The 23,811-nt window shown below is 63.8% G+C and carries 25 protein-coding genes; 4 read left to right on the plus strand and 21 right to left on the minus strand.

Translation table 11 applies throughout. From position 1 onward, the window contains the following. Nucleotides 1-311: 311 nt before the first annotated feature. From NKI72_RS15970 to tesB, 5 genes are all read right to left on the minus strand, one after another. Entirely contained in the window at nt 312-995 is a 684-nt protein-coding gene (locus NKI72_RS15970; protein ID WP_031213172.1) for an outer membrane lipoprotein carrier protein LolA, read from the minus strand. 132 nt (nt 996-1,127) lie between these two features. Then, on the minus strand, nt 1,128-3,785 hold the full coding sequence (locus NKI72_RS15975) for an FtsK/SpoIIIE family DNA translocase (protein ID WP_352540844.1): 2,658 nt from the start codon (nt 3,783-3,785) through the stop codon (nt 1,128-1,130). Between the two features lie 343 nt (nt 3,786-4,128). Beyond that, nucleotides 4,129-5,451, minus strand: coding sequence for an ammonium transporter (locus tag NKI72_RS15980; RefSeq protein ID WP_502893763.1), 1,323 nt, complete (start codon nt 5,449-5,451; stop codon nt 4,129-4,131). 49 nt (nt 5,452-5,500) lie between these two features. After that, nucleotides 5,501-5,839 carry a P-II family nitrogen regulator gene (locus NKI72_RS15985; RefSeq protein WP_023679755.1) on the minus strand — a complete coding sequence of 113 codons (339 nt, stop codon included), beginning with the start codon at nt 5,837-5,839 and terminating at the stop codon, nt 5,501-5,503. A gap of 219 nt (nt 5,840-6,058) precedes the next feature. Next, nucleotides 6,059-6,934 carry an acyl-CoA thioesterase II gene (gene tesB, locus NKI72_RS15990; protein ID WP_031212697.1) on the minus strand — a complete coding sequence of 292 codons (876 nt, stop codon included), beginning with the start codon at nt 6,932-6,934 and terminating at the stop codon, nt 6,059-6,061. A 100-nt stretch (nt 6,935-7,034) separates the two neighbouring features. Between tesB and NKI72_RS15995 the strand changes: the two genes are divergently transcribed. Further along, the gene (locus tag NKI72_RS15995; protein ID WP_352818429.1) at nt 7,035-8,279 is read left to right on the plus strand and encodes a ubiquinone biosynthesis hydroxylase; all 1,245 of its coding nucleotides are present in this window, start codon (nt 7,035-7,037) and stop codon (nt 8,277-8,279) included. Between the two features lie 136 nt (nt 8,280-8,415). Here NKI72_RS15995 and NKI72_RS16000 read toward each other — a convergent pair whose 3' ends face one another. The 3 genes from NKI72_RS16000 to NKI72_RS16010 all read right to left on the minus strand — a co-directional run bounded on the left by NKI72_RS16000 (nt 8,416) and on the right by NKI72_RS16010 (nt 9,685). Then, complete coding sequence (locus NKI72_RS16000) at nt 8,416-8,943, minus strand: hypothetical protein (protein ID WP_352818400.1); 528 nt, start codon at nt 8,941-8,943, stop codon at nt 8,416-8,418. Nucleotides 8,944-9,086: 143 nt separating this feature from the next. Beyond that, a complete protein-coding gene (locus tag NKI72_RS16005) occupies nt 9,087-9,443 on the minus strand; it encodes a YciI family protein (protein ID WP_352470787.1) in 357 nt (118 codons plus the stop codon). A 2-nt stretch (nt 9,444-9,445) separates the two neighbouring features. Beyond that, the gene (locus tag NKI72_RS16010; RefSeq protein WP_352450153.1) at nt 9,446-9,685 is read right to left on the minus strand and encodes a hypothetical protein; all 240 of its coding nucleotides are present in this window, start codon (nt 9,683-9,685) and stop codon (nt 9,446-9,448) included. 222 nt (nt 9,686-9,907) lie between these two features. Here NKI72_RS16010 and NKI72_RS16015 point away from each other — a divergent pair, with 222 nt between their 5' ends. After that, nucleotides 9,908-10,333 carry an OsmC family protein gene (locus NKI72_RS16015; RefSeq protein WP_352470788.1) on the plus strand — a complete coding sequence of 142 codons (426 nt, stop codon included), beginning with the start codon at nt 9,908-9,910 and terminating at the stop codon, nt 10,331-10,333. Nucleotides 10,334-10,380: 47 nt separating this feature from the next. Here the strand turns inward: NKI72_RS16015 and NKI72_RS16020 are convergent, their stop codons facing one another. The 7 genes from NKI72_RS16020 to NKI72_RS16050 all read right to left on the minus strand — a co-directional run bounded on the left by NKI72_RS16020 (nt 10,381) and on the right by NKI72_RS16050 (nt 15,777). Then, complete coding sequence (locus NKI72_RS16020; protein ID WP_352470789.1) at nt 10,381-11,022, minus strand: YceH family protein; 642 nt, start codon at nt 11,020-11,022, stop codon at nt 10,381-10,383. A gap of 251 nt (nt 11,023-11,273) precedes the next feature. After that, entirely contained in the window at nt 11,274-12,053 is a 780-nt protein-coding gene (locus tag NKI72_RS16025; RefSeq protein ID WP_292663232.1) for a succinate dehydrogenase iron-sulfur subunit, read from the minus strand. Then, entirely contained in the window at nt 12,053-12,493 is a 441-nt protein-coding gene (locus NKI72_RS16030; RefSeq protein ID WP_352470790.1) for a DUF3052 family protein, read from the minus strand. The genes NKI72_RS16025 and NKI72_RS16030 overlap by 1 nt, the downstream gene beginning before the upstream one ends. Nucleotide 12,494: 1 nt before the next feature. Continuing rightward, on the minus strand, nt 12,495-14,333 hold the full coding sequence (gene sdhA, locus NKI72_RS16035) for a succinate dehydrogenase flavoprotein subunit (RefSeq protein ID WP_352832396.1): 1,839 nt from the start codon (nt 14,331-14,333) through the stop codon (nt 12,495-12,497). A 4-nt stretch (nt 14,334-14,337) separates the two neighbouring features. Beyond that, nucleotides 14,338-14,733, minus strand: a complete 396-nt coding sequence (gene sdhD / locus NKI72_RS16040; protein ID WP_292663226.1) for a succinate dehydrogenase, hydrophobic membrane anchor protein — start codon at nt 14,731-14,733, stop codon at nt 14,338-14,340. 1 nt (nt 14,734) lies between these two features. Next, the gene (gene sdhC, locus NKI72_RS16045) at nt 14,735-15,154 is read right to left on the minus strand and encodes a succinate dehydrogenase, cytochrome b556 subunit (RefSeq protein ID WP_292663224.1); all 420 of its coding nucleotides are present in this window, start codon (nt 15,152-15,154) and stop codon (nt 14,735-14,737) included. Between the two features lie 242 nt (nt 15,155-15,396). After that, entirely contained in the window at nt 15,397-15,777 is a 381-nt protein-coding gene (locus NKI72_RS16050) for a hypothetical protein (RefSeq protein WP_352470792.1), read from the minus strand. A 256-nt stretch (nt 15,778-16,033) separates the two neighbouring features. Here NKI72_RS16050 and NKI72_RS16055 point away from each other — a divergent pair, with 256 nt between their 5' ends. After that, the gene (locus NKI72_RS16055) at nt 16,034-16,393 is read left to right on the plus strand and encodes a hypothetical protein (RefSeq protein ID WP_352450158.1); all 360 of its coding nucleotides are present in this window, start codon (nt 16,034-16,036) and stop codon (nt 16,391-16,393) included. Here NKI72_RS16055 and NKI72_RS16060 read toward each other — a convergent pair. After that, nucleotides 16,377-17,597 (minus strand): GGDEF domain-containing protein, encoded by a 1,221-nt coding sequence (locus tag NKI72_RS16060; protein WP_352470793.1) that lies wholly within the window; start codon nt 17,595-17,597, stop codon nt 16,377-16,379. The two genes, NKI72_RS16055 and NKI72_RS16060, sit on opposite strands and share 17 nt — an antisense overlap. Before the next feature lie 75 nt (nt 17,598-17,672). Further along, nucleotides 17,673-18,869, minus strand: a complete 1,197-nt coding sequence (locus NKI72_RS16065; RefSeq protein WP_352832390.1) for a GGDEF domain-containing protein — start codon at nt 18,867-18,869, stop codon at nt 17,673-17,675. 161 nt (nt 18,870-19,030) lie between these two features. On the opposite strand from NKI72_RS16065, the gene NKI72_RS16070 reads away from it, so the two are divergent. Then, complete coding sequence (locus tag NKI72_RS16070) at nt 19,031-19,342, plus strand: hypothetical protein (protein WP_023679773.1); 312 nt, start codon at nt 19,031-19,033, stop codon at nt 19,340-19,342. 58 nt (nt 19,343-19,400) lie between these two features. On the opposite strand, the gene leuC is transcribed toward NKI72_RS16070, so the two are convergent. The 4 genes from leuC to NKI72_RS16090 all read right to left on the minus strand — a co-directional run bounded on the left by leuC (nt 19,401) and on the right by NKI72_RS16090 (nt 23,627). Continuing rightward, nucleotides 19,401-20,810: a 3-isopropylmalate dehydratase large subunit gene (leuC, locus tag NKI72_RS16075; RefSeq protein WP_352470795.1), complete on the minus strand. Its 1,410-nt coding sequence runs from the start codon at nt 20,808-20,810 to the stop codon at nt 19,401-19,403. Between the two features lie 249 nt (nt 20,811-21,059). Beyond that, nucleotides 21,060-21,695 (minus strand): class I SAM-dependent DNA methyltransferase, encoded by a 636-nt coding sequence (locus NKI72_RS16080; RefSeq protein ID WP_352817296.1) that lies wholly within the window; start codon nt 21,693-21,695, stop codon nt 21,060-21,062. A 52-nt stretch (nt 21,696-21,747) separates the two neighbouring features. After that, the gene (locus tag NKI72_RS16085; protein WP_352540836.1) at nt 21,748-22,563 is read right to left on the minus strand and encodes an amino acid ABC transporter permease; all 816 of its coding nucleotides are present in this window, start codon (nt 22,561-22,563) and stop codon (nt 21,748-21,750) included. Between the two features lie 266 nt (nt 22,564-22,829). Further along, nucleotides 22,830-23,627, minus strand: coding sequence for a transporter substrate-binding domain-containing protein (locus NKI72_RS16090; RefSeq protein WP_031212709.1), 798 nt, complete (start codon nt 23,625-23,627; stop codon nt 22,830-22,832). Between the last annotated feature and the right edge of the window lie 184 nt (nt 23,628-23,811).

Below are 23,811 nucleotides of genomic sequence, written 5' to 3' on the forward strand. Positions count from 1 at the left end.
CACGGCTTTGTGCTCGTCGCCGCGCGTGCGCAACCCCTGCCCCCTAAACAATGCGACCGCAACTGTGTTTTCGGGCCGGCCCCCCAGGCCCGCCGCCTGCTCCCCCCGCCGGCGCTCGACGATCGGCATGCGCAGCCGGACGGAGTTGATGTTCCAGGTAGCGACGGAAAACGGCATGTGGGGTTCCGGACAACGCAAGATCCGCCGGATGGCTCCGACGGAAGTCAATCGCGGAAACTACTGCCAGCCGCGCACCGCAAAAACAAGCCGCCCGCACCAACGCGGAAAAACCATCCCGCAGCAGTAGGAAGTTACCGCGTCTTGGTGTTCAGCTCGCGGTTCGCCGTATAGTCGATGGCGAAGGTGTCGGGGGCGAAGCTGACGCCCTCCTTGGTGTTGAAGATCATCACCGTCGTGTCCTTGCCTTGCGCATCGGTGATGGTCCACTGCCGCAATTCATAAGATTTCGGATCGAACATCATGGTGATCTTCGAATTGCCGAACACCGATTTGTCGGCAAGCTGGATGGTGGTGAGATCGTCCTCTTCCTTGACGCTTCTGACGCGCCCGCCCGACAGATCGATCTTGTCGTCGAGCAGCAGCTTCAGCGGCGTCTTCGACAGCGGATAGAGGTCGGACGTCCGCAGCTTCTTGTTGAGGATGACCACCGACTTGCCGTCGGAAATCACCCTGAAATTCGAGGCGCCGTCATAATTGAAGCGGATCTTGCCCGGCCGTTCCAGAAAGAACTTGCCGCCGGTCTGCTCGCCCTTGGGTCCGAACTGCACGAACTCGCCGCTCATCGATTTGACCGAGGAGAAATGATCGGCGATCTTCTGCGCCGTCGCCGGAACCGCTGCTTGCGCCGACGCCAGCAGCTGGAAGCCGGGCACGAGGTTGGCGGCCGCCGCACCGGCCAGGACCAGGCCGAGGCCGAGCACCTGCCGGCGGGTTGGGGCGAAATCCCTGCTTGGGGCGAGAGTTGCGTTTTTCATGCCGGTCACCATCATCTGATTGCTTGCTCGTTATATTGGTCTGGCCCCCCAGTTGGGCTTAAGTTTGGCGGCCGCACGGCGCCCGTCGTTGCAACGCGCCAAAAGGTTCAAAGTTGCCGGCGCGGACGCGCTCTAGAACTTGTCGTCCTCCGTCGGCACCAGGATTTCGCGTTTTCCGGCATGGTTGGCCGGGCCGACAATGCCTTCCTTCTCCATCTTCTCGATGATCGAGGCGGCGCGATTGTAGCCGATGCCGAGCCGGCGCTGGATGTAGCTGGTAGAGGCCTTGCCGTCGCGCAGCACCACCGCGACCGCCTGGTCGTAGGGATCGTCGGAATCCTCGAAATTACCGCCGTCGCCGCCGCCACTGCCTTTGCCCGTCGGCTCATCGTCATCCTTGTCGTCGTCCTCGGTGATGGCGTCGAGATATTCCGGCACGCCCTGCAATTTCAGATGCGCGACAATCTTCTCCACCTCGTCGTCGGAGACGAAGGGACCGTGCACGCGCTGGATGCGGCCGCCGCCGGCCATGTAGAGCATGTCGCCCATGCCGAGCAGCTGTTCGGCGCCCTGTTCGCCCAGGATGGTGCGGCTGTCGATCTTCGATGTCACCTGGAAGGAGATGCGGGTCGGGAAATTCGCCTTGATGGTGCCGGTGATGACGTCGACCGATGGCCGCTGCGTCGCCATGATGACATGGATGCCGGCGGCGCGCGCCATCTGCGCCAGGCGCTGCACCGCGCCTTCGATGTCCTTGCCGGCGACCATCATCAGATCGGCCATCTCGTCGATGATGACGACGATGTAGGGCATCGGCTCGAGGTCGAGGTTCTCCGTCTCGTAGATCGCCTCGCCGGTTTGGCGGTCGAAGCCGGTCTGCACGGTGCGCGAGATCCTTTCGCCCTTTTTCTCAGCCTGCTGCACGCGCGCGTTGAAGCCGTCGATGTTGCGGACGCCGACCTTGGACATCTTGCGGTAGCGGTCCTCCATCTCCCGCACGGTCCATTTCAGCGCCACCACCGCCTTCTTCGGATCGGTGACGACCGGCGTCAGAAGATGCGGAATGCCGTCATAGACCGAGAGCTCCAGCATCTTTGGATCGATCATGATCAGCCGGCAGTCCTGCGGCGTCAGCCGGTAGAGCAGCGACAGGATCATGGTGTTGATGGCGACGGACTTGCCCGAGCCGGTGGTGCCGGCGACCAGCACGTGCGGCATCTTGGCGATGTCGACGATCACCGCCTCGCCATTGATGGTCTTGCCCAGCGCCAGCGCCAGCTTGGCCTTGGTGGTTTCGAAATCGCGGCTGGCCATGATCTCGCGCAAATAGACCGTCTCGCGCCTGGCGTTCGGCAATTCGATGCCGATCGCGTTGCGGCCGGGCACCACGGCGACACGGCAGGCGATGGCGCTCATCGAGCGGGCGATGTCGTCGGACAGGCCGATGACCCGCGACGATTTGATGCCGGGCGCCGGTTCCAGCTCGTAGAGCGTGACGACCGGACCCGGACGCACATGGATGATTTCGCCCTTGACGCCGAAATCCTCCAGCACGCCCTCAAGCAGGCGGGCGTTCTGCTCCAGCGCATCCTTGGACAGGCTGGCGTCGCGCACCACGTTCTTTGGTTCCGACAGGAAGTGCAGCGACGGCATCTCGAATTTTTCCGAGCCGATCAGCGAAGTCTGCGCCTCGCGCTGGACGCGGGCGCCGGGGGCCGGCCGCGGCGCCGGCGCCTCGACGCGTGTCGCCGCGTCGGAACGGAAGTTCTGCACCCTGGCCGTTGGCGCGGCGCGGCGCTGGCCGGCCGGCTCGGGCGCGAAATCCATGTCGTCGTCATTGTCGTCGTTATCGAAGACGTCGGCATCGTCAGGGTCGATCGAGGCACTGCGGTCGTTGACCATGGCGGCGAAGAATTCCGGCTCGACGCGGGCGCGCCCGCCCGGGCTCATCCGCGCCTCGGCGAACTCGGCCGATTCGACCCGTTCGGCCGCCCGCCGCCAGGCGCTGGGGCGCGGTTCCATCTCCGGCTCGAAATCGTCGCGCTCGCGCCGGCGCGCGGCGCGGCGGCGCAGATAGGCCCGCAGCGACAGCCACCAGTGGGTGATGGCGCCAAGCGCCAATATACCTTCGTCGCCCTCGTCCTCTTCATTGTCGAAAAGCAGGTCGTCCTGCGGATCGGGCACTGCGGGCTGTTCGAGGACGGCAAAGCCGTTCTTGCGCGAAATCAGCGCCGAGCCATACAAGAATACCCACAGCGCCGGCGCTGCCAGGAGCACGGCGAGCACGCTGGCGACGAGGCCGGTCGGATAGCCGCCGATGACCAGGCCCGGGATATTGAGCACCATGTCGCCGAAGACGCCGCCGAGGCCGGTCGGCAGCGGCCAGGTCTTGGGCGGCACCACGCAGCCGGCAATTGCCGCGCCAAGCAGCGAAAACCCGAACCAGGCCAGTGCCCGTTTCGGCAGCCGGTCGACGCCGCGCGCGGTAAACAGCAGAAATCCCCAGATCACCGCCGGCACCAGCGCCGCAACGGCGGCAAGTCCGAAGAACTGCATGGCAATGTCGGAAAAGACGGCGCCGGCATAACCCATTGCATTGGTGACGATATTGTCGGTGGCGTGCGAAAAGCTCGGATCGGCGACGTTCCAGGTGGCAAGGGCGGCGACGCCGAAACCAACCAGAGCAAACAGCCCGGCACCGACCAGCCGCCCGACCTGGCGCCTCGCGAACGACCGGATGCCGTGCTCCGTATCGGCCAGCGCAAGCGGTGCTGAAGCCCCTGAACGCATGCTTTTCCTCGTCTGTCGTTGCCCGGCCGGGCGCGGACGCGCAACACGGCAGATTCGGCTGTCAGACTAGCGGCGGGAAGGTTAAGGGCGCATTAACCATGGGCATTCTGCGTCACCGGAACGGGCGACCGCCACCACAGTTCGGAGCGTTGCGGCCGCTGTTTCACGCCGCCGGCGGATCGAGCCACCTTGATCAAGCGATTGTATGATCGAGCCATAACGGCCGCCTGCACACAAAAAAGAGGCCCGGAAGGTTTCCGGGCCTCAAGGCGTGAGCCCTTTCGGGAGCATCACGACGGGATCTTCCCGGCACCGGCAAAACGCCGGTGCCAGCCGATAAACCTCACGGCACCACTTCGCCGTGCTGGCTGATGTCGAGGCCTTCGACCTCTTCCTGGGTGGAAGGACGCAGGCCGACCAGCGCCTTGACGATATAGAGGATCACGAAGCTCGCGATCGCCGTCCACAGGATGGTGAAGACGATACCGTAGAGCTGCTTGCCGACAGAGGCACCCGAGCCAAGGCTGTTGATCGCCGGATCGGCGAGCACGCCGGTCAGCAATGCACCGATGATGCCGCCGATGCCGTGCACGCCGAATGCATCGAGCGAGTCGTCATAGCCGAACGCGTGCTTGAGCTTGACGGCCGAGACGTAGCAGAGCACGCCGGCGACGATGCCGACGATGAAGGCGCCGGTCGGATTGACGAAACCGGAAGCCGGCGTCACCGCGACCAGGCCGGCGACGGCGCCCGAGATGATGCCAAGCACGCTCGGCTTCTTGGCGACGATCCATTCGGCGAACATCCAGGCGAGCGCCGCAGCGGCAGCGGCAACCTGGGTGTTCAGCATCGCGGCACCGGCAAGGCCGTCGGCGGCCAGTTCCGAGCCGGCGTTGAAGCCGAACCAGCCGACCCACAGCAGCGAAGCGCCGATGACGGAGTAGACGAGGTTGTGCGGCGCCATGTTGGTGGTGCCGTAGCCTTCACGTTTGCCGAGAACCAGCGCGCAGACCAGGCCGGCAACGCCGGCGTTGATGTGAACGACCGTGCCGCCGGCGAAATCGAGAACGCCGGCTGTGCCGAGGAAGCCGCCGCCCCACACCCAGTGCGCGATCGGGGCGTAGACCACCAGCAGCCACGCGCCCATGAAGATGAGCAGCGCCGAGAACTTCATGCGTTCGGCGAAGGCGCCGGCAATCAGCGCCGGCGTAATGATGGCGAAGGTCATCTGGAACATCGAGAAGACGAACTCAGGAATGTTCGCCACGCCCGGCAGCCACAGCGAGGAGGTGGTGATGCCGTTGTGGAAGAACTTCGAGAAGCCGCCGAGATAGGCATTCATGCCGCCGCCATCCGAGAAGGCCAGCGAGTAGCCGAACATGAACCACAGCACCGTCACCAGGCAGGTGATGGCAAAGCTCTGCATGATGGTGGCGAGCACGTTCTTTTTGCGCACCATGCCGCCATAAAACAGCGCCAGGCCCGGTACGGTCATCATCAGCACCAGCGCCGTCGAGGTCAGCATCCAGGCTGTGTTGCCGGTGTCGAGCGCGGGCGCAGGGGCTGCCGGTGCCGCCGGTGCCGCTTCCTGCGCGAACGCAGCAACCGTGCCCAGTGCAGCGAGAGCGAGCGAACTTAAAACGGCCGCGCGTCCCGTTATCTTCAAGGTAGAAGGAATATTCATTGAACTCTCCATTGGAATACGTATCCGCAGCTCAAAGCGCGTCGGTGTCTGTTTCGCCGGTGCGAATGCGCACCGCCTGGTCGATGCCGAAAACGAAGATCTTGCCGTCGCCGATCTGGCCGGTCTTGGCCGCCGCGGTGATGGCTTCGACGGCCTTGTCGACCATGTCTACAGCGACCGCGACTTCGATCTTGATCTTCGGCAGGAAGCTGACCGCGTATTCCGCCCCGCGATAGATTTCCGTGTGACCCTTCTGACGTCCGTAGCCTTTTACTTCGGTGACGGTCAGGCCCTGGATGCCGACTGCGGTGAGCGCCTCGCGCACCTCGTCGAGCTTGAACGGCTTTATGATTGCCATCACGATCTTCATAAGGTTTCACCCTTTGCTGTTGCGGGTCCCCGCGTTTGCACGACTTCGCCGATCCCCATGAGAGCCGGAGAGTGCCCGCTAGGATTCAAGCTCCGTGCCAATTGCCGAAGCAGGGTGTTAAGCTGTTGTTAAACAACGAAATCGAGAAGGTCTGGCAGCTGCCTGTTCACAGGCGCGGCAGTGCATATGCTTAAAAAATAGGCAAATTTCGAAAAATGCCTACTCCGCAGGCGGCCGCTTCAGCCGGATGAGTCCTTCTTGGGCAACCGAGGCGATCAAGGTGCCGTCGCGGGCAAACAGCGAGCCGCGGGTAAAGCCACGCGATCCTTGCGTCGACGGACTGTCTTGCGTGTACAGCATCCAGTCGTCGAGCGGATGGCTGCGGTGGAACCACATGGCGTGGTCGAGGCTGGCTGCCTGGATATCACGATCGAAAATGGCGCGGCCATGAGCAAAGGTCGAGGTGTCGAGCAGCGTCATATCCGAGAGGTAAGCGAGCACGGCCGCCTGCGTGGCGCGGTCGGCCGGCACCGGGCCGGTGGTGCGGATCCAGATGTTCTGCTTCGGCTCGAGTTTTTCCCGGCTGGTATAATGCTTCAGCATCACCGGCTTCATCTCGATCGGCCGGTCGCGCTCCCAATAGCGCTTGATGCCGTCGGGCACGGCTTCGCCGAACTTGCCCAGCAATTCGCGCTGCGACAGCAACGTGTCGGGCGCCGGCACGTCCTGCGGCATCGGCACCTGATGTTCCAGGCCGACCTCATCCTGCTGGAACGAGGCTTCCAGCGAAAAGATCGCCTGGCCGTGCTGGATCGCCACGACGCGGCGCGTGGTGAAGGAGCCGCCGTCACGGATGCGGTCGACCTCGTAGATGATAGGCACCTTGGTGTCGCCCGGCCGCATGAAATAGCCATGCAGCGAATGCACGTGGCGCTCGGGCTCGACCGTTCGCTGCGCGGCGACCAGCGCCTGGGCGATGGTCTGGCCGCCGAAGATGCGCTGCCAATCGAGCTTGGGGCTGCGACCACGATACAGGTTGTGTTCCAGCTGCTCGAGGTCGAGAATGCCGAGAAGCTCGTCCATGGCTGCCGTCATCTTGACCTCGCCGCAAAATTACCATGGCGGTTTCCGACAGGAACAGCGGGCAGTCAAGGGCGGAATGCCCGGCGACAGTCAGGCTGCGAAAGGAATTGCCATGCTCGACAGCAAGAATTCGCTCGACGTTCTGGTCGCCGGCGCCGGTTATGTCGGCCTGGCCGCCGCCGTGTCGCTGAAGCAGGCGCGGCCGAGCCTCGCCGTCGCCGTCGTCGATGCAGCACCCGCCAGGGTCTGGCAGAAGGACGGCCGCGCCTCGGCGATTGCCGCCGCCGCGTGCCGCATGCTCGACCAGCTCGGCGTCTGGAACGAGATCGCGCCGGGGGCGCAGGCGATCACCGAAATGATCGTCACCGATTCGCGCACATCCGATCCGGTCCGCCCGGTGTTCCTCACCTTCGACGGCGAGGTCGCGCCCGGCGAACCCTTTGCGCATATGGTCGCCAACAAGGATTTGAACGGCGCCTTGCGCCGGCGCGCCGAACAACTCGGCATCGGCATCATCGAAGGCGTCGCCGTCAGCGCCTTCGACATCAACGGCGCCGGCATCACCGTGCATCTTGCCGACGGCGCGACGCTGAAGGCGCGGCTGCTGGTTGCCGCCGACGGCGTCAATTCGAAGCTGCGCGACATGGCCGGCATCAAGACGGTGAAATGGGAGTATGGCCAGTCCGGCATCGTCTGCACGGTGGCGCACGAGCGGCCGCACAACGGCCGCGCCGAAGAGCATTTCCTCCCCGCAGGCCCGTTTGCCACGCTGCCACTCAAGCCGGGCAAGGACGGCACCAACCGCTCGTCGATCGTCTGGGTCGAACGGTCGCAGGATGCCGAGAAACTGGTCAGTGGCGACACGCTGGTCCTGGAATATGAGCTCGAGCAGCGCTTTGGCCTGAAACTCGGCGAAATCCATCTCGCCGACAAGCCGCGTGCCTGGCCGCTCGGGCTGATCATTGCGCGCGCCTTCGTCGCGCCGCGCATCGCCTTGGCCGGCGACGCCGCCCACGGCATCCACCCGATCGCCGGCCAGGGTCTCAATCTCGGCTTCAAGGACGTGGCGGCGCTGGCCGAAGTGGTGGTCGAGGCCGACCGGCTCGGCCAGGACATCGGCGCGCTCGACGTGCTCGAGCGCTACCAGCAATGGCGGCGTTTCGACACGGTGCAGATGGGCATCACCACCGATGTGCTGAACCGGATGTTTTCCAACGATTTCGGCCCGCTGCGCACTTTGCGCGACATCGGCCTCGGCCTCGTCGAGCGCATGCCCCGGCTGAAGGGGTTTTTCATCCGCCAGGCGTCGGGTCTGTCCGGCGACACGCCGAAATTGTTGAAGGGCGAGGCGATCTAAACAGGCCCTGAAGCTTCCCCAACTTCGTCATCCCTGGGCGTAGCGACGCGAAGCGGAGAGAAGACCCAGGATGACGAAGCGATCAGGCGTCTCGGCTTAATCGCCATGCGGTCTGCCGAATTTCGTATCAGGGGACTTAGTTGACCTCGAAGCCCAGCTTCTGGCGCAGCCGCAGCATGCGCTGGTCGGGAATCTGCAGGTTTTGTCCGCCGGCTTCCGCCGCACGGCTGACCATCCGCAGCAGATCGCTCCTTTCGACCGCGTCGAGCCGTTCGCGCAGGAACGGTGCCAGCTTGTCGATGACGACCGTGGCGTCGTCGATTTGCGATGCCGCCCATTTGGCGTAGATCACCGCTTCATCGGTCTGTTTTTTGTCGGCAATCTCCGAGATCACCGATCGAATGGCAGCTTCGCGTTGCGGCAGCGCAGGACCATGTTCGGAAACGATGGCGGTGATCAGCGTCGCGGCGGCGACGACCGGATCGTCGATCGCTGTCAGCGGCGAGAGCGCCGCCTGCTTGCGCAGTTTCTTGCGGCGGACGTTGCCCTGGACGCGGCCAACCACGTCGGCAACCTCACGCGCCGCGTCGTTCATGATCTTCAGCCGGTACCACCAGAACGCCGCCGCCCCAAGCAGGCCGATTGCAGCAATCAATATATGCATGCCCAAGATCCCCCAATCTCGGGCGACGATAGGAGAAGTATTGCTTCGCTTCAACACGCAAAAGTTGCGCCGATTGAAGAAAACGACAGCCTGCGCCAGTCGTTGGTCGCCACCGCTCCGCGGAGGAACTTATCGAGACATCTCTATGACCCGGGCACCTTGTAGATCGCCCGCACCTCGATCGTGCCGATTTCGGCGAGCGGAATCTCGCCCGCGATCCCCAGCGCCTCGTCGAGGCTCTCGGCCTCGATCATGACGAAACCGAGCAACTGCTCCTTGGTTTCGGCGAAGGGGCCGTCGGTGACCAGCCGCTTGCCCTTGCGCCTGCGAACGGTTTTCGACGTTTTCACCGATTGCAGCGCCTGCGCGATGATCAGCATCCCGCGTTGGTCCAATGACCGGTCATGGGCCATCGAATCGGCGTCGAGCTTGGCCAGCCTCTCGGGGGTCATTGCGTAGAGATCTTTTTCTTCACCATAGACTAGGCAAACATACTTCATTTTTATCTCCATTCCTGGCTTGAAGCCGAAGACGAGGCTACGGAAATCTCCGCGGAGCCCTTGCCTGCCGCAGAATCGAGACCGGCCGCAGCATAGTCGAGAAGAGATACCGCAATCCCAATGATGGCAATCGCCGCAAGCAGTCGGCCGAAGCCGGAAGGCTGCAGGCGCGACCAGTCGGCTTGTTGTTCACCGGCCCTGTGGCCGGTGCTTGTCCAGTGAGCAGAAAACAGATTGTTCATGTGGTCCTCCATCCGGCCACCAAGTCCATGGCCGCCCGCAGGACGGCCGGGACAGATGGAAGTCGACATTTTTGCACGCATATTTTTTTCGAATTTTTTTCGCTCGACATGATGTGTCACGCCGCCGCCGATACGAAAGCGTGGGTGGCCTTCGCTCCCGCGCGCGCTATAGTCGACTGGATGCCGATCACGGGCTCAGCCACGACAATCAAGGAGGAATTGATGGACCGCACCGCCAACGCCGTTTGGAAAGGCAGTTTCAAGGAAGGCAAGGGCACACTCGAAACCCAGAGCGGGGTGCTGAAGGGCACACCCTATTCGGCCAAGACGCGTTTCGAGGATGAAAGCGGCAAATCCGGCACAAACCCGGAAGAGCTGATCGCCGCCGCCCATGCCGGCTGCTACGCCATGCAGCTTTCGCATTTTCTCGCCGAGAACGGCACTCCGGCTGCCGAGCTCGACGCCAAGGCCGTGGTAACGCTGGTCCCCGGCACCGGCATCACCGGCAGCGCGATCACGCTGGTCGGCAAGGTACCGGGCATTGATGCCGCCAAGTTCAAGGAATTGGCCGAGAAGGCCAAGGCCGAATGCCCGGTCTCGAAAGCGCTCGGCGCCATCAAAGTATCGCTCGACGCCAGGCTCGGGTGAGAGCTGGTCTGCGAAGCGGGCGATCCTTCGCGCCCCCTCTCGAATGATTATTGGCTTTTTTCGCCAACGAGCGCGTCGAGGCGGGCGCGCAATGCCGCGACCTCCTCCTCGAGGGCCCGCACGCGCATTTCCATATCCGACGCCGGCGAGGACGACTGCAGGGGTGCTGCGGCAGCCGACAGCTGCGGCGGCCCGCTGAGCAGATGGACGTAGCGATCCTCGCGCTGGCCTGGGCCGCGATCGATCTGCTGCACCAGCGGTGGCCGGCGGCCGATCAGCAGATCGAGATTGCCGCGAAGCTCGTCGATCGACGGCAGCCGCGCCATGCGCTCGCTTCGCGCCAGCAATTCATAGGCCGTCTGCGGGCCGCGCAGCAGCAACAGGCCGAGCAGCGCGATCTGCGCCGAGGTCAGGGAAAAGCGCTGCGCCACGATATGCTCGTAGCGCTCGACGCGCGACGCGAACACTTGCCTGACGAGGCCCTTCTGCTCCAGCTGGCCAAGCGCCCGCCTGACCTCGGCAAGCTCGACCGACATTACCGGCTCGCGCGCCGTCTTCTGGTTGGCCGCCGCATGTGCCGCATTGAGCGTCAGCGGATAGACGTCCGGCGTCAGCTCCTTCTTCTCGATCAGGCAGCCGAGCACGCGGGCTTCGATGGGAGAGAGGATGGGAAGGTCGGAATCGGTCATAAGTTTGCTATCCTTTCGAACTCGGCGGGACAGCGCCCCCCTCTGTCCTGCCGGCCAATCTCCCCCTCTAGTGGGGAGATTGGCTGTCATCACCGCTTCGCCACTTTTCAAGGCTGCAGAAAGGGCGCTGTCCTCCAAGCTGCTAATCTCCCCCCTCAAGGGGCCTCAAGGGGGGAGATGTCCGGCAGGACAGAGGGGGGCGCGAAGGATCGCTGCGGACGAGACGATCTCGGCTGCAACCCGCCCGCCGCCTAAACCCGTCGCTCCACCATCATCTTCTTGATCTCGGCGATCGCCTTGGCCGGGTTGAGCCCCTTGGGGCAAGTCTGGGCGCAGTTCATGATGGTGTGGCAGCGATAGAGCCGGAACGGGTCTTCGAGATTGTCGAGCCGCTCGCCCGTCGCCTCGTCCCTGGAATCGATCAGCCAGCGATAGGCCTGCAGCAGCGTCGCCGGGCCGAGATAGCGCTCGCCGTTCCACCAGTAGCTCGGGCAGGAGGTCGAGCAGCAGGCGCACAATATGCACTCGTAGAGCCCGTCGAGCTTTTCGCGGTCCTCATGGCTCTGCAGCCATTCCTTGGCCGGCTCGGGCGACACCGTCTTCAGCCACGGCTCGATCGAGGCGTGCTGGGCGTAGAAATTGGTGAGGTCGGGCACCAGGTCCTTGACCACGGCCATGTGCGGTAGCGGATAGACCTTGATCGCGCCGGAAATGTCGTCGCAGCCCTTGGTGCAGGCCAGCGTGTTCGACCCGTCGATGTTCATGGCGCACGAGCCGCAAATGCCTTCGCGGCAGGAGCGGCGCAGCGTCAGCGTCGGATCGATCTTGTTCTTGATCCAGAGCAGCGCGTCGAGCACCATCGGCCCGCAATCGTCCATGTCGACGAAATACGTATCCATGCGCGGGTTCTCGTCATCGTCCGGCGACCAGCGGTAGATGCGATATTCGCGCAGGTTGGTCGCGCCCTCCGGCTTCGGCCAAGTTTTTCCGGCCATGATCTTCGAGTTTTTCGGAAGCGTGAGTTCGACCATTACCTCAGGTCCTTTCGGATGACGAGCTTCAGCCCGGACCAGATCTCGTTCACGGCGGCGACCTTGACGTCGACAAGGTCGAGCTTCAGCGCCTCTGTGCGGATAACGTCCTCGGTGACGTCGGTCGGCACTTTCGATGCCTTCTTCGGCCATGACACCCAGACCATGCCGTCCCGCTTGATTGCCGCTTCGACGTCGCCAAGACGGTCCTCGATCTCGACACGCTGCCGGGTGAAAGCATGTACGGCATCGTATTTCTCATGAACGCCCGAAATCGCCGACCAGTTGGCCAGCCGATCGAGCTCGGCAAAATCCACGGCTTCGGCCAAATCCTCGAGTTCGGCCGGCAAGGCGACGAAAGCGGCAATCATCCCGTCCTTCAGGCCGAGCTTGGCCGGAAGGGGCGTGCCGGAATATCCCGCAACCGCCAGCAGCCTCATCTCAATACACCCTGGCCTTCGGCGCGATCTTGGCCGGGTTGATGCCGCCGTCTGCTTCCTTGAGCAGCGTTTCGGTGTGCACCGGCCGGTAGGTGAGCGCCACCTCGCCGGCCTCGTTGAGCCGGGCCAGCGTATGCTTGCGCCAGTTGGCGTCGTCGCGGGCCGAAAAGTCCTCCCGCGCGTGCGCGCCGCGGCTTTCCTTGCGCGCCTCGGCGCCGTAGACGGTGGTAATGGCGTTGGCCATCAGGTTTTCCAGCTCCAGCGTCTCGACCAGATCGGAGTTCCAGATCATCGAGCGGTCGAACACTTTTACGTCCTTGAGCTCGCCCCAGATCTGGGAAATGCGCCTGCAGCCGCTTTCCAGCGAGTCCTGGGTGCGGAACACCGCCGCGTCCTCCTGCATCGCCTTCTGCATCTTTTCGCGCAACACCGCGGTCGGCGTCGAGCCGTTGGCGTGACGCAGCCGGTCGAAGCGGTCCATGATCTTTTCGACGGCGGCCTCGTTGGGCGAAGGGATCGCCGATGTGCGGTCGATCACCTGGCCGGCCCGGATTGCCGCCGCACGGCCGAACACCACCAGGTCGATCAGCGAGTTGGAGCCCAGCCGGTTAGCACCGTGCACCGAGGCGCAGCCGGCTTCGCCGACCGCCATCAGCCCGGGCGACACCTGGTCCGGATTCGACGCCGTCGGGTTCAGCACCTCGCCCCAGTAATTGGTCGGCACGCCGCCCATATTGTAGTGGACCGTCGGCAGCACCGGGATCGGCTCCTTGGTCAGGTCGACGCCGGCAAAGATCTTTGCCGATTCCGAAATACCCGGAAGCCTCTCGTGCAGAACGGCCGGGTCGAGATGGTCGAGATGCAGGAAAATGTGATCCTTCTTCGGGCCGACGCCGCGGCCCTCGCGGATTTCCAGCGTCATGCAGCGCGAGACCACGTCGCGCGAAGCCAGATCCTTGGCTGACGGCGCGTAGCGCTCCATGAAGCGCTCGCCCTCGGAATTGACGAGATAGCCGCCCTCGCCGCGCGCGCCCTCGGTGATCAGGCAGCCGGCGCCGTATATGCCGGTCGGGTGGAACTGCACGAACTCCATATCCTGCAGCGGCAGGCTTGCGCGTGCGGCCATGCCGCCGCCATCGCCGGTGCAGGTATGCGCCGAGGTGGCCGAGAAATAGGCGCGGCCATAGCCGCCGGTCGCCAACACCACCATCTTGGCCGAAAAGCGGTGGATGGTGCCGTCGTCGAGGTTCCAGGCGACCACGCCGGTGCAGGTGCCGTCCGGCTCCGTGATCAGGTCGAGCGCGAAATACTCGATGAAGAACTGCGCATTGTGCTTCAGCGACTGGCCGTAGAGCGTGTGCAGCATGGCGTGGCCGGTGCGGTCGGCGGCCGCACAGGTGCGCTGCACCGGCGGCCCCTCGCCGAAATTCATCATCATGCCGCCGAACGGCCGCTGGTAGATTTTCCCGTCCTCGGTGCGGCTGAAGGGAACGCCGTAGTGCTCGAGCTCGTAGACCGCCGCCGGCGCTTCGCGCACCATGTATTCTTGAGCGTCGGTGTCGCCCAGCCAATCTGAGCCTTTGACGGTGTCGAAGAGATGCCACTGCCAGTTGTCGGGCCCCATATTGGCGAGCGAGGCGGCGATGCCGCCCTGCGCCGCAACCGTATGCGAGCGCGTCGGGAACACTTTGGTGATGCAGGCGGTGCGCAGGCCTTGCTCGGCCATGCCGAGCGCGGCGCGCAGGCCGGCGCCGCCGGCGCCGACGACCACGACGTCGAATTTGTGATCGACATAGCTATAGGCGGAAGCCGTGTTGGCGTTCTTCGCGTCCTTGGCCAAAAAATCAGCCTCCAAATGCCAGTTTAAGCAGGGCGAAGACCGAAGCGACGCCGACGACTACGGGAAAGAATGTGTTGAGGGCAAGCAGCGCCAGCCTGGTGCCTTCGCCATGCACATAGTCTTCGATGATCGCCTGCATGCCGAGCCGCATGTGGTAGAGCACCGACAACAGCACCAGCGCCAGCACCAGTGCAACGAACGGATTGGCAAGTGCGGCGCGCACCTCGAGATAGCTGGCGCCGTTGAGTGCGATCAGGAAGCCGACGAAGAACAGGACCAGCGGGATGTTGGAGATCGCCGTCAGCCGCTGGCGCCAGAAATGGCCGGTGCCCTCGCGGGCGGAACCGAGGCCGCGGACCTTGGCCAGCGGCGTGCGCATGTCGGTGTTCTTGCCGTTCATGTCAGGCTCCCCGCGCCATGTAGCCGGCGATCCAGATCAGCAGCGTCAGCGTGACCGAGCCGGCAAGCGTCGCCCAGGCGATCCTCGATGCCGTATGCTTTTCCAGCCCTGCCCCAGTGTCCCAGATAAGATGGCGCACACCGCCCAGCATGTGGTGCATCAGCGCCCAGCTGTAGCCGAACAGCACCAGCCGTCCCAGCCACGAGCCGAAGGCCCAGTTTACGGCGTTGAAGGTCGCCTCCGAGCTCGCCGCCGCCATCAGCCACAGCGCGACCAGCAGCGTGCCGAAATAGAGCGCCCCGCCGGTGATGCGGTGGACGATCGACATCGTCATGGTGATCGGCGGCCGATAGACGGTCAGATGCGGCGAAAGCGGCCGTTCACGCCTGGCAAATTCGCGGGTGGCTGGTGATTTGCTCATGGCTCCCCCAGTTCGGCGTCTCTGGAGCCTCAGGTGGGAATGCGGCATTACCGCTTCCGGTTGCGACTTCGGACAGCCGGTTTCTAATGCTCTTTTTGCACCGCGTCAAAGCCGGAAAACCGTTTCGAAAACGTAATTTAGTCTGATGAAAGCGAGGCTTTCAGCTTCAATCGATTAGGGCTGTCGCCTTGCGCCGGCACAATGTCGTCGCACTGCAAAATATGGCTGGCGCAAGGGGCGGATCAGCGCTTGCAGGCCAGCGGTGGTGCACCGCCCTTCATCACCAGCGCCTCACGCCCATCGATCACGATTGCGTCATGCGCCTCGCCGTAACGGCTGGTCTGATTGGCCGGTGAGGCCGGCAGCTCGGCGCTGGCGCCGTTCTGGCCGAGGACGCGCACCGACGTGCCGAGATTCTCGATGGTCATCACGCTGCCGTCGGCGCAGTTGTAAGTAGCTGTGCGCGGCTGCGGTGCCGTCGGTTCGCTAGCAGCCGGAGCAAGCGACACGGAAGCGGCGGCCGTGTTGCCGAGCTTGGGCGCGCTGGTCTGCGGCGCGCAGGCGGCTGCAGCCAGCAGCGGCGGAATGGCCAGCGCCATCCGAAACGTGCGGCGTAATCTCATTTGCTGCCTTCCCCACCGCGTATCGAGCCCGCCGCGATGCTCCGGCAAGCCACCGGATTTCATGCTTTTTGAGTCGCGCCCGATGCTGGGAATGGTGGGAACAAGGCGTGGCCGAATGATGGCCGGTGGGCGATCGGGTATTAACCATATTTTCCGAGACCTCGCCCGTGCTGCGGTTGCCCTCTTAACAAAGGTTAATAAAAGGTTAATTTCTGATTCGAGGAGGCTTGCCTCTCAGCAACTGGAGCAGCACGCCATGCATTCGAATTCAGCAGGATCGCGCCTTCCCTGGTTCCTATTGGCGGCGCTCGCCGTCGGCGTCGTCGCACCGGCATTCGCCGGGACGCGCCATCATGACCGCGTCTATGCCGATTCCTTCGGCAATCTCGTCATCGACAGCGCCGCCGGCTACAAGCGTATCCTCGTTGGCGAGGGCAAGCTGGCCAAGGAATTGTCCGACTACACCAGCGCCGGCCAGCCCGACGTGATCTACGAAAACGAATCGGACGATGTCCGCGGCGGCGACTGCTATAGGCCGCCGGTTTTCGTCAAGGGCCGCAGCTATATGTACGGCCTCTCCGACGGCGAAATGCCGGAGCTCAGCCCCTGCCGCTGACGGCCACGCCGCCCTTGGTTGACGGCGCCGGCAGGGCAACAGCCGGCCCCACCGAGACACGCACGCAATCGCGACCGCTGCCCTTCGCCTGATAGAGCGCTTTGTCGGCGCGCCGCAACAGGTCGGAAAAGCTTTCGCCCGGACCAAGCTCGGCAACGCCGAAGCTGGCGCTGCAGCGGTGATCCGCGGGCAGGCAGTCGATCGGCGTGGCACCGAAGGCGCTCCGCGTGCCCTCGGCAAAGAGCCGGGCGGCGGCTAGATTGGTCCCCGGCAGGAAAATCGCGAATTCCTCGCCGCCGATGCGGCCGGCGACATGATGGTCGGCCGCGGCATCGCGGAGAAAACCGGCAAAGGTCTCGATGACCCGATCGCCCGACGCGTGGCCGTAAGTATCGTTGATGCGCTTGAAATGGTCGAGATCGGCAATGACCAGTGCGGCTGGAACGGCGCGCCGCATGGCGTCACGCAGTGCGATCTCGGCATGGCGCTCGAAGCCCCCACGGTTGAGCAGCCGCGAAAGCGTGTCGGTTTCCGATTTCGACGTCGCCTCGGCGAGCACGTCGCGGACCAGGATAGCCAATGTCACCAGCGCAAGCGCCAGGCCGAACACGGTGCCGACCGACTGCGACACCAACGCATAGCTGGTCTGCGCATAAGATTGCGGGTTGGCGCCCCAGCCACCAAGCGCATGGGCGATGAAGGGTTTGCTGGCGAACTGCAAGGTGCTGGCCGCAAGGACAGCCATCAGCATATAGTCGAGCCGCTCGCGTCTTTGCCTGGACGACAAGACGATCGCCAGCCCGGTGAACTGCATGGCCGCATAGGGAAGCTGGTAGGCCGCCATTCGCACGAACGATTGGCGTGGCAGGTCCTGCACGAAGTAGACCGCGAGGGTGGCGAAGACCAGGAAGAACAGCATCGGCGGCCAAGGCGGCGAAACGCGGTATTTATGGGCAAGCCCGCCATTGAAGGCGACGGTAGCGCCAAGGAAGGCGGCAAAGGCGGCGACAACCACGGGGCGCGCATTGTCGAAGGCAGGAATGCTGAACTCGATCGCGAAATAAGCCGTGCCGAGCACATAGCCGAACGCCAGCCAGCGTGCCGACACCCGGCCGGCGTCATAGACCGCGATCGTCATGAAGGCCGCCGCCAGCAGCCCGGCAACGAACAGGTTGATCAGCAGGATGAAATTAGCGCTGCCCATGGCGTTTTGGCACTCCCCCGAACAGCAAATCACCAACGCGCGAAAAAGACGTTAATTCGAAGCCGTCGCTGACGCTCAGCCAGCACTGGTCCTATTGGGAAGGACGACCGTCTCAGGCCGCTGATAGGACAGGCATACGCTGTCGCGGCCACTCCTTTTGGCTCTGTAGAGCGCTTCGTCGGCGCGGCGCATCAGCGGGTCCAGCCCTTCGTCGCTGGCGCGGGCGGCCACGCCGAAGCTGGCGGTCACTCTTGTCTCGGGCGGAAGCCCGTCGATTCTGTCCGCCGAATAGAGCGTGCGAATGGTTTCGGCAAACAGTCTTGCCGCGCCAAGGTCGCTGAGCGGCAAAAGCACGGCGAACTCTTCGCCGCCGATGCGGCCGGCAACGCCGCGCGTACCTGCAGCCGACAGAAGCTTGGCAGCGAAGTCGGCGATGACGCGATCGCCGGCCGCGTGGCCATGTTGATCGTTGAGCGCCTTGAAATGATCGAGATCGGCAAGCACCAGAGCAACCGGCAATTGCGCCGTGGCACAGTGCTGCAGGACAAGCATGGCGCGCTCCTCGAAGCCGCGGCGGTTGAGCAGGCCCGACAGCGGGTCTGTCAGGGTTTCGGTCTTCAGGGCCTTCATCACATCGAGCGCGGCGGCGCCGAACAGGCAAAGCGCAATAAGCAGCGACAGCAATGCATGCGACAGCAGAGCCGTCGTCCAGTAGGACGAGGAGTAAAGCCCTTCATAGCTGGTGAACGGCCCATGCGCGATGACGACGGCAAGCGTCCGCCCCAGGAAGTTCAGGCCGGAAAGCAGCGACAGCACGAACAGGATCATTTCCGTCGGGCCGTTGTTGCGCACCACGCGCAACTCGGCGGCGACAGCCAGGCTGATGCCGCCGAAGCTGAAATTGATGGCAAGGATGCGCCAGGTGAGATCCGGCCGGGCAAAAAGAAACCACGAGAACGCGGCCAGGCCGCCGCAGGCCAGAATGCCGACCGCCGGGTAAGGCACGCGCCGCCCATAGCGCGCAATGACCGCGCCGGCGAGACAGCAGGTGGCGAAGGTGAAGCACAGGATCGAGATGAGCTTGGTCGGCGCCATGCCGACCGGCAGCGTGAAATACTGGAGCAGGAAGCCTGCGGCCGAGGCCGAGTAGCCCGCCGCCAGCACAGCCAGATAGGGACGGTGGCGCTGATAGAACCACAGCACGAGAAATGCCGCGCCGAGTGTGAGGGCGATGCCTGGATTGAGCAGCGCTATGAGCAGGCCGGTGTCCAAGCGCTGTAATTTCCCCTCGCTTCCCCTTGGAGGACCTTAGAGCGGAAGCCCAAACAAGCGGTTAAGCGAAAGCGAATATACGACAGGTGCGTCGACAAAGCCGCTGGGCGGAACCGCGAACGGCGAGCGGCGTTTCACGACGGCAACCAGGAGACGCTCCGATGGCCGACACGATCATGCTGACCGATCACGATGCAATTCGCTCATGGGCCGCGGCACGCGCCGGCTTTCCGGCGATCGTCGACGTGTCGCCCGAAGCCGGAACGCAGCCCATGCTGAGGCTGGTCTTCGGCCAGCATGCCTATCAGGACCAGGATGAGGCCGAACGTCCGGTCAATGCCGGCGGCTACGAACTGGTCGAATGGGATGAATGGTTCAAACTCTTCGACGAGCGCCAACTGGCGCTGGTCGTCGCAAAGGACCAACCCGGCCGTCGTGAGGGATTCCACGAATTCGTCAGGCGGCCCGACTGAAGAATGCCCGAACCGCATTGCGGCTCGGGCTCCTCATATCCGACTGCGCGCGCCTGCCCTATTTCCACTCGCGGATGTCGACGAAATGGCCGGCGATCGCCGCCGCCGCGGCCATTGCCGGCGACACCAGATGCGTCCGGCCCTTGAAGCCTTGGCGCCCTTCGAAATTGCGGTTCGAGGTCGAGGCGCAGCGCTCATGCGGCTTCAGCCGGTCGTCGTTCATGGCAAGGCACATCGAGCAGCCCGGCTCACGCCAGTCAAAGCCGGCGGCGACAAAGATCTTGTCGAGGCCTTCGGCCTCTGCCTGTTCCTTGACCAGGCCGGAGCCCGGCACGATCATCGCACTGACCCGCGGATTGACTTGTCTGCCCTCGATCACCTTGGCGGCGGCGCGCAGATCCTCGATGCGGCCATTGGTGCAGGAGCCGATGAAGACGCGATCGAGTTCGATATCGGTGATCTTGGTGCCCGGCTTCAGGCCCATATAGTCGAGTGCGCGCTGCTTGGAGGTGCGCTTGTTCTCATCAGTGATGTCGTCCGGGTTCGGCACGATGCCTTGCACCGAGACCACGTCCTCGGGCGAGGAGCCCCAGGAGACGATCGGCGGCAGCTTTGCCGCGTCGAGCACGACCACCTTGTTGAAATGCGCGCCTTCGTCGGACTGCAGCGTCTTCCAGTAGGCGAGCGCGGCGTCCCAGGCTTCGCCCTTGGGGGCGCGCGGCTTGTCCTTGACATAGGCGAAGGTGGTCTCGTCGGGCGCGATCAGGCCGGCGCGCGCGCCGGCTTCGATCGACATGTTGCAGATCGTCATGCGGCCTTCCATCGACAGCGCACGGATTGCCTCGCCCGCATATTCGATGACATAGCCGGTGCCGCCGGCCGTGCCGATCTCGCCGATGATGGCGAGGATGATGTCCTTGGCGGTGACGCCTTCCGGCAGTGCGCCGTCGACGCGCACCAGCATGTTCTTGGCCTTGCGCTGGATCAGCGTCTGCGTCGCCAGCACATGCTCGACTTCCGAGGTGCCGATGCCATGCGCCAGCGCCCCGAACGCGCCATGCGTCGAGGTGTGACTGTCGCCGCAGACGATGGTCATGCCGGGCAGCGTAAAGCCTTGCTCGGGACCGATGATGTGGACGATGCCCTGGCGGATATCCTTCTCGGAATAATATTCGATACCGAAATCCTTGGCGTTCTTGGCCAGCGCCTCGACCTGGATGCGGCTTTCCTCGTTCTTGATGCCGAACTTGCGCTCGGGCGAGGTCGACACATTGTGGTCGACCACGGCCAGCGTCTTTTCCGGATGCCGAACCTTGCGGCCGGTCATGCGCAGGCCTTCGAAAGCCTGCGGGCTGGTGACTTCGTGGACCAGATGGCGGTCGATATAGAGCAGGCAGGTGCCGTCGTCCTGGCGGTCGACGACATGGTCGTCGAAAATCTTGTCGTAGAGGGTGCGCGGTGCGCTCATTTGCTTAAATCCGTCGATTTAAAAAGGGAAAACGACGCCGGTCGGACCGGCGAAACAGCCTGGCGAGTCTGCCCTAGCTAAGTCGGCTGGTCAGCGCCCCGCAGACGCGCGCGGAAAATCGCGACGGCAGGCGTTTTCTGTCCTGCAGCACGAAACCCTTATAGGCCGGATCGCCAAAAAGCTCTTCCATGGCGCTGCTCATATCAATGTTTTGGCTTTTCAGCAATCGTGGCGGCCTTCGCAGGCGCTTCACAGCACCTCGAACACAAACGTCTTCACCAGCGCGTCGGGCTCGGCGATTGCGTAGCAGCGGAACCACGGGCTCTCCTCGACCGGCCGCCATTTTTTCGCCTGCTCCAGTTCGCCAAACACGGCTTGAAACCCGCCGCTTTCAAAAACCTGGTCGCGGACCGTGAAGATGGCGTGGCCGCCCGTCCTGGTGATGCGTACCAGTTCATGCAGGCCCGACGCCGGTGCGTGGCTGATGGTGAACACGCCGGTCGAGAAAAAGGCGCGGAAATACCCGTCCGCCCAAGGCAATGGCCCGCCGAGCATCGCCTGTTTCAGCTCGCTGTAGGCCTGCCGGCTGCCGGCGATTTTCAGCATGTCCTGCGACAGGTCGAGCCCGGCAATATCGTGGTAGCCGAGTGCCTTGAGCGACGGCCCCGACAGGCCGGTGCCGCAACCGGCGTCGAGCAGCGGCCCTTCGCCCGGCGGCACATGGCGCGCCACCCAGGCGGTGATCAGGAACGGCAGGAGATAGCCGAGCGCCGCGGTTTCGCCGTCATAGGTCGCGGCCCATTGCGCATAGGCCTTGGCGAGCGTCTCAGGCGTGTCGGCCGTATAGACCGCTTCCAGCGCCGCATTGGCCTTGTCGATGATCATGGGTCCTTCCCGGTCGCGTCCGCTCGATGGTAGCGCCGTTTTCGCCTGCCTTCTATTCCCCATGCTGGTGGCGCAGCCGCTTCTCCAGCGCCCGCAAGGCCAACGACAGGCCGACGGTCAGGATGAGATAGATATAGGCGACGATCGAATAGGTTTCGAAGAAGCGGAACGAGCCGGCGGCGTAGATCTTGCCCATCTGGGTGATGTCGGCGACGCCGAGCACCGAGACCAGCGAGGAATCCTTGACCATGGCGACGAAATCATTGCCGAGCGGCGGCAGGATGGTGCGGATCGCCTGCGGAAAGATGACCAGCCGGAAGCGCTGGGTGCGCGTCAGCCCGAGCGCCTTGGCCGCCTCGATCTGCCCCTTCTCGACCGCCTGGATGCCGGCGCGGAACACCTCCGAAATGAAGGCGGAATAGCCGATGGTCAGCGCCATGACGGCGCGCCAAAGCAACGACACGTCGCGTACCAGCAGCTCACCGAAGAGGCCGGCGCTTTGCAGCGGCGCCGTCAGCGCGTTCCATGCCGCGACGAAGGCCGGCGCGCCGGCAAAGGCGATCCAGAACAACAGCACCAGCATCGGCACGCCGCGGATGATCTCGACGTACAAGCGGGCGATCTGGCTGAGCCAGCGTGAGCCCGACAGGCCCATCAGCGCGACGCCGAGGCCGATCGCGCAAGCCAGCGCGAAGGCGACCACCGTGACGAAGATGGTGACGCCGATGCCCTTGGCGACGGTTGCGAAGACCTGGGCATAGACGTCGCTGGCAGCGATGAAGATGGCGGCGGCCAAGGCGATCGCCACGGCCACGGCAAGCCACCACGGGAAGTCGGATTTGGCTGAGGCGAGAGGCGCCGACGGCATCAAGCGGTACCGATAACAGAGTCACGAAGGCAGCGTTCTGTCACACCCCCCTCTGGCCTGCCGGCCATCTCCCCCTCAAGGGGGGAGATCGGCAGCTTTGACCTCGCGGCCCGTTCTGCAACACTGAAAATTGGCGAAAGCCGATGCGAAAGCCGATCTCCCCCCTTGAGGGGGAGATGTCCGGCAGGACAGAGGGGGGTGTACGAGCGCAGAGTCAGCGCGAGTTCCCGCGCACAATCGTCATGAAATGCGCGCAACAAGCGGGCCTACTGCCCCATCTTGTAATCAAGGAACCACTTCTTGTTGAGCGCGTCGAGCGTACCGTCGGCCTTGAGCGCAGCGATTGCCGCGTTGACCGGCTTCACCAGGTCGGAGCCCTTGGGGAAGATGAAGCCGAAATCCTCGGTGCCGAGTGGGCCGCCGATCAGCTTAAGGCCGCCATTGGACGCATCGACATAGCCCTTGCCGGCAGTGCCGTCGGTGAGCACGACGTCGACGTCGCCGGCCTTCAGCGCCTGCACCGTCGCGCCGAATGTCTCGAACAGCTTGATGCGCGGGTTCTGCTCGTTGCCGTCGAGCACGCTGTAGACGGCGGTGTAGAAGGGCGTGGTGCCGGCCTGCGCGCCGATCAGCCCGTCCTTGAAGGCGGCGAACGTCTTTGCATCGGTGAAGCGCTTCTCGTCGCCGCGCACCAGCATGAACTGTTCCGAGCGCATATACGGATCGGAGAAATCGACCTTCTGCTTGCGGTCGTCCTTGATGGTGATGCCGGTCATGCCGATGTTGTACTGATTGTCGGAAACCGCCTGGATCATCGCGTCCCAGGAGGTATTCTGGTATTCGACCTTGAAATTCAGCCGTTTGGCGATCTCGTTCATCGCGTCATATTCCCAACCGATCTGCTTGCCGGTCTTGGCATCGATGAACTGCAGCGGCGGATAGGCGTTTTCGGTCACCACCACCACTTTCTTGCCGCCGAGGTCGGGCAGCGCCTGCGCCAGAGCCGCGACAGGCACGAGAAGGCAAGCCAGCAGGCCGGCCAGCAGCAGTTTCGAATTGATCATGACGATGCTCCCCAGGAACTGAACCGCCTCGATCGGCCGAGGCATGCAGGAAATCCGGCGCCGACTTTAGCTTTCCGCCGGCGCCTTGCAAGCCGCTCCGATGCGGCGTTCGGCACGAAAATGGATTTCAATGCTTTCATCGGCGGCATTACGGAACGATCCGTATCGATTGCGGCCGATGCAG

Origin of the sequence: Mesorhizobium sp. M0437 (genome assembly GCF_040321335.1) — a bacterium.
GTDB lineage: Bacteria > Pseudomonadota > Alphaproteobacteria > Rhizobiales > Rhizobiaceae > Mesorhizobium.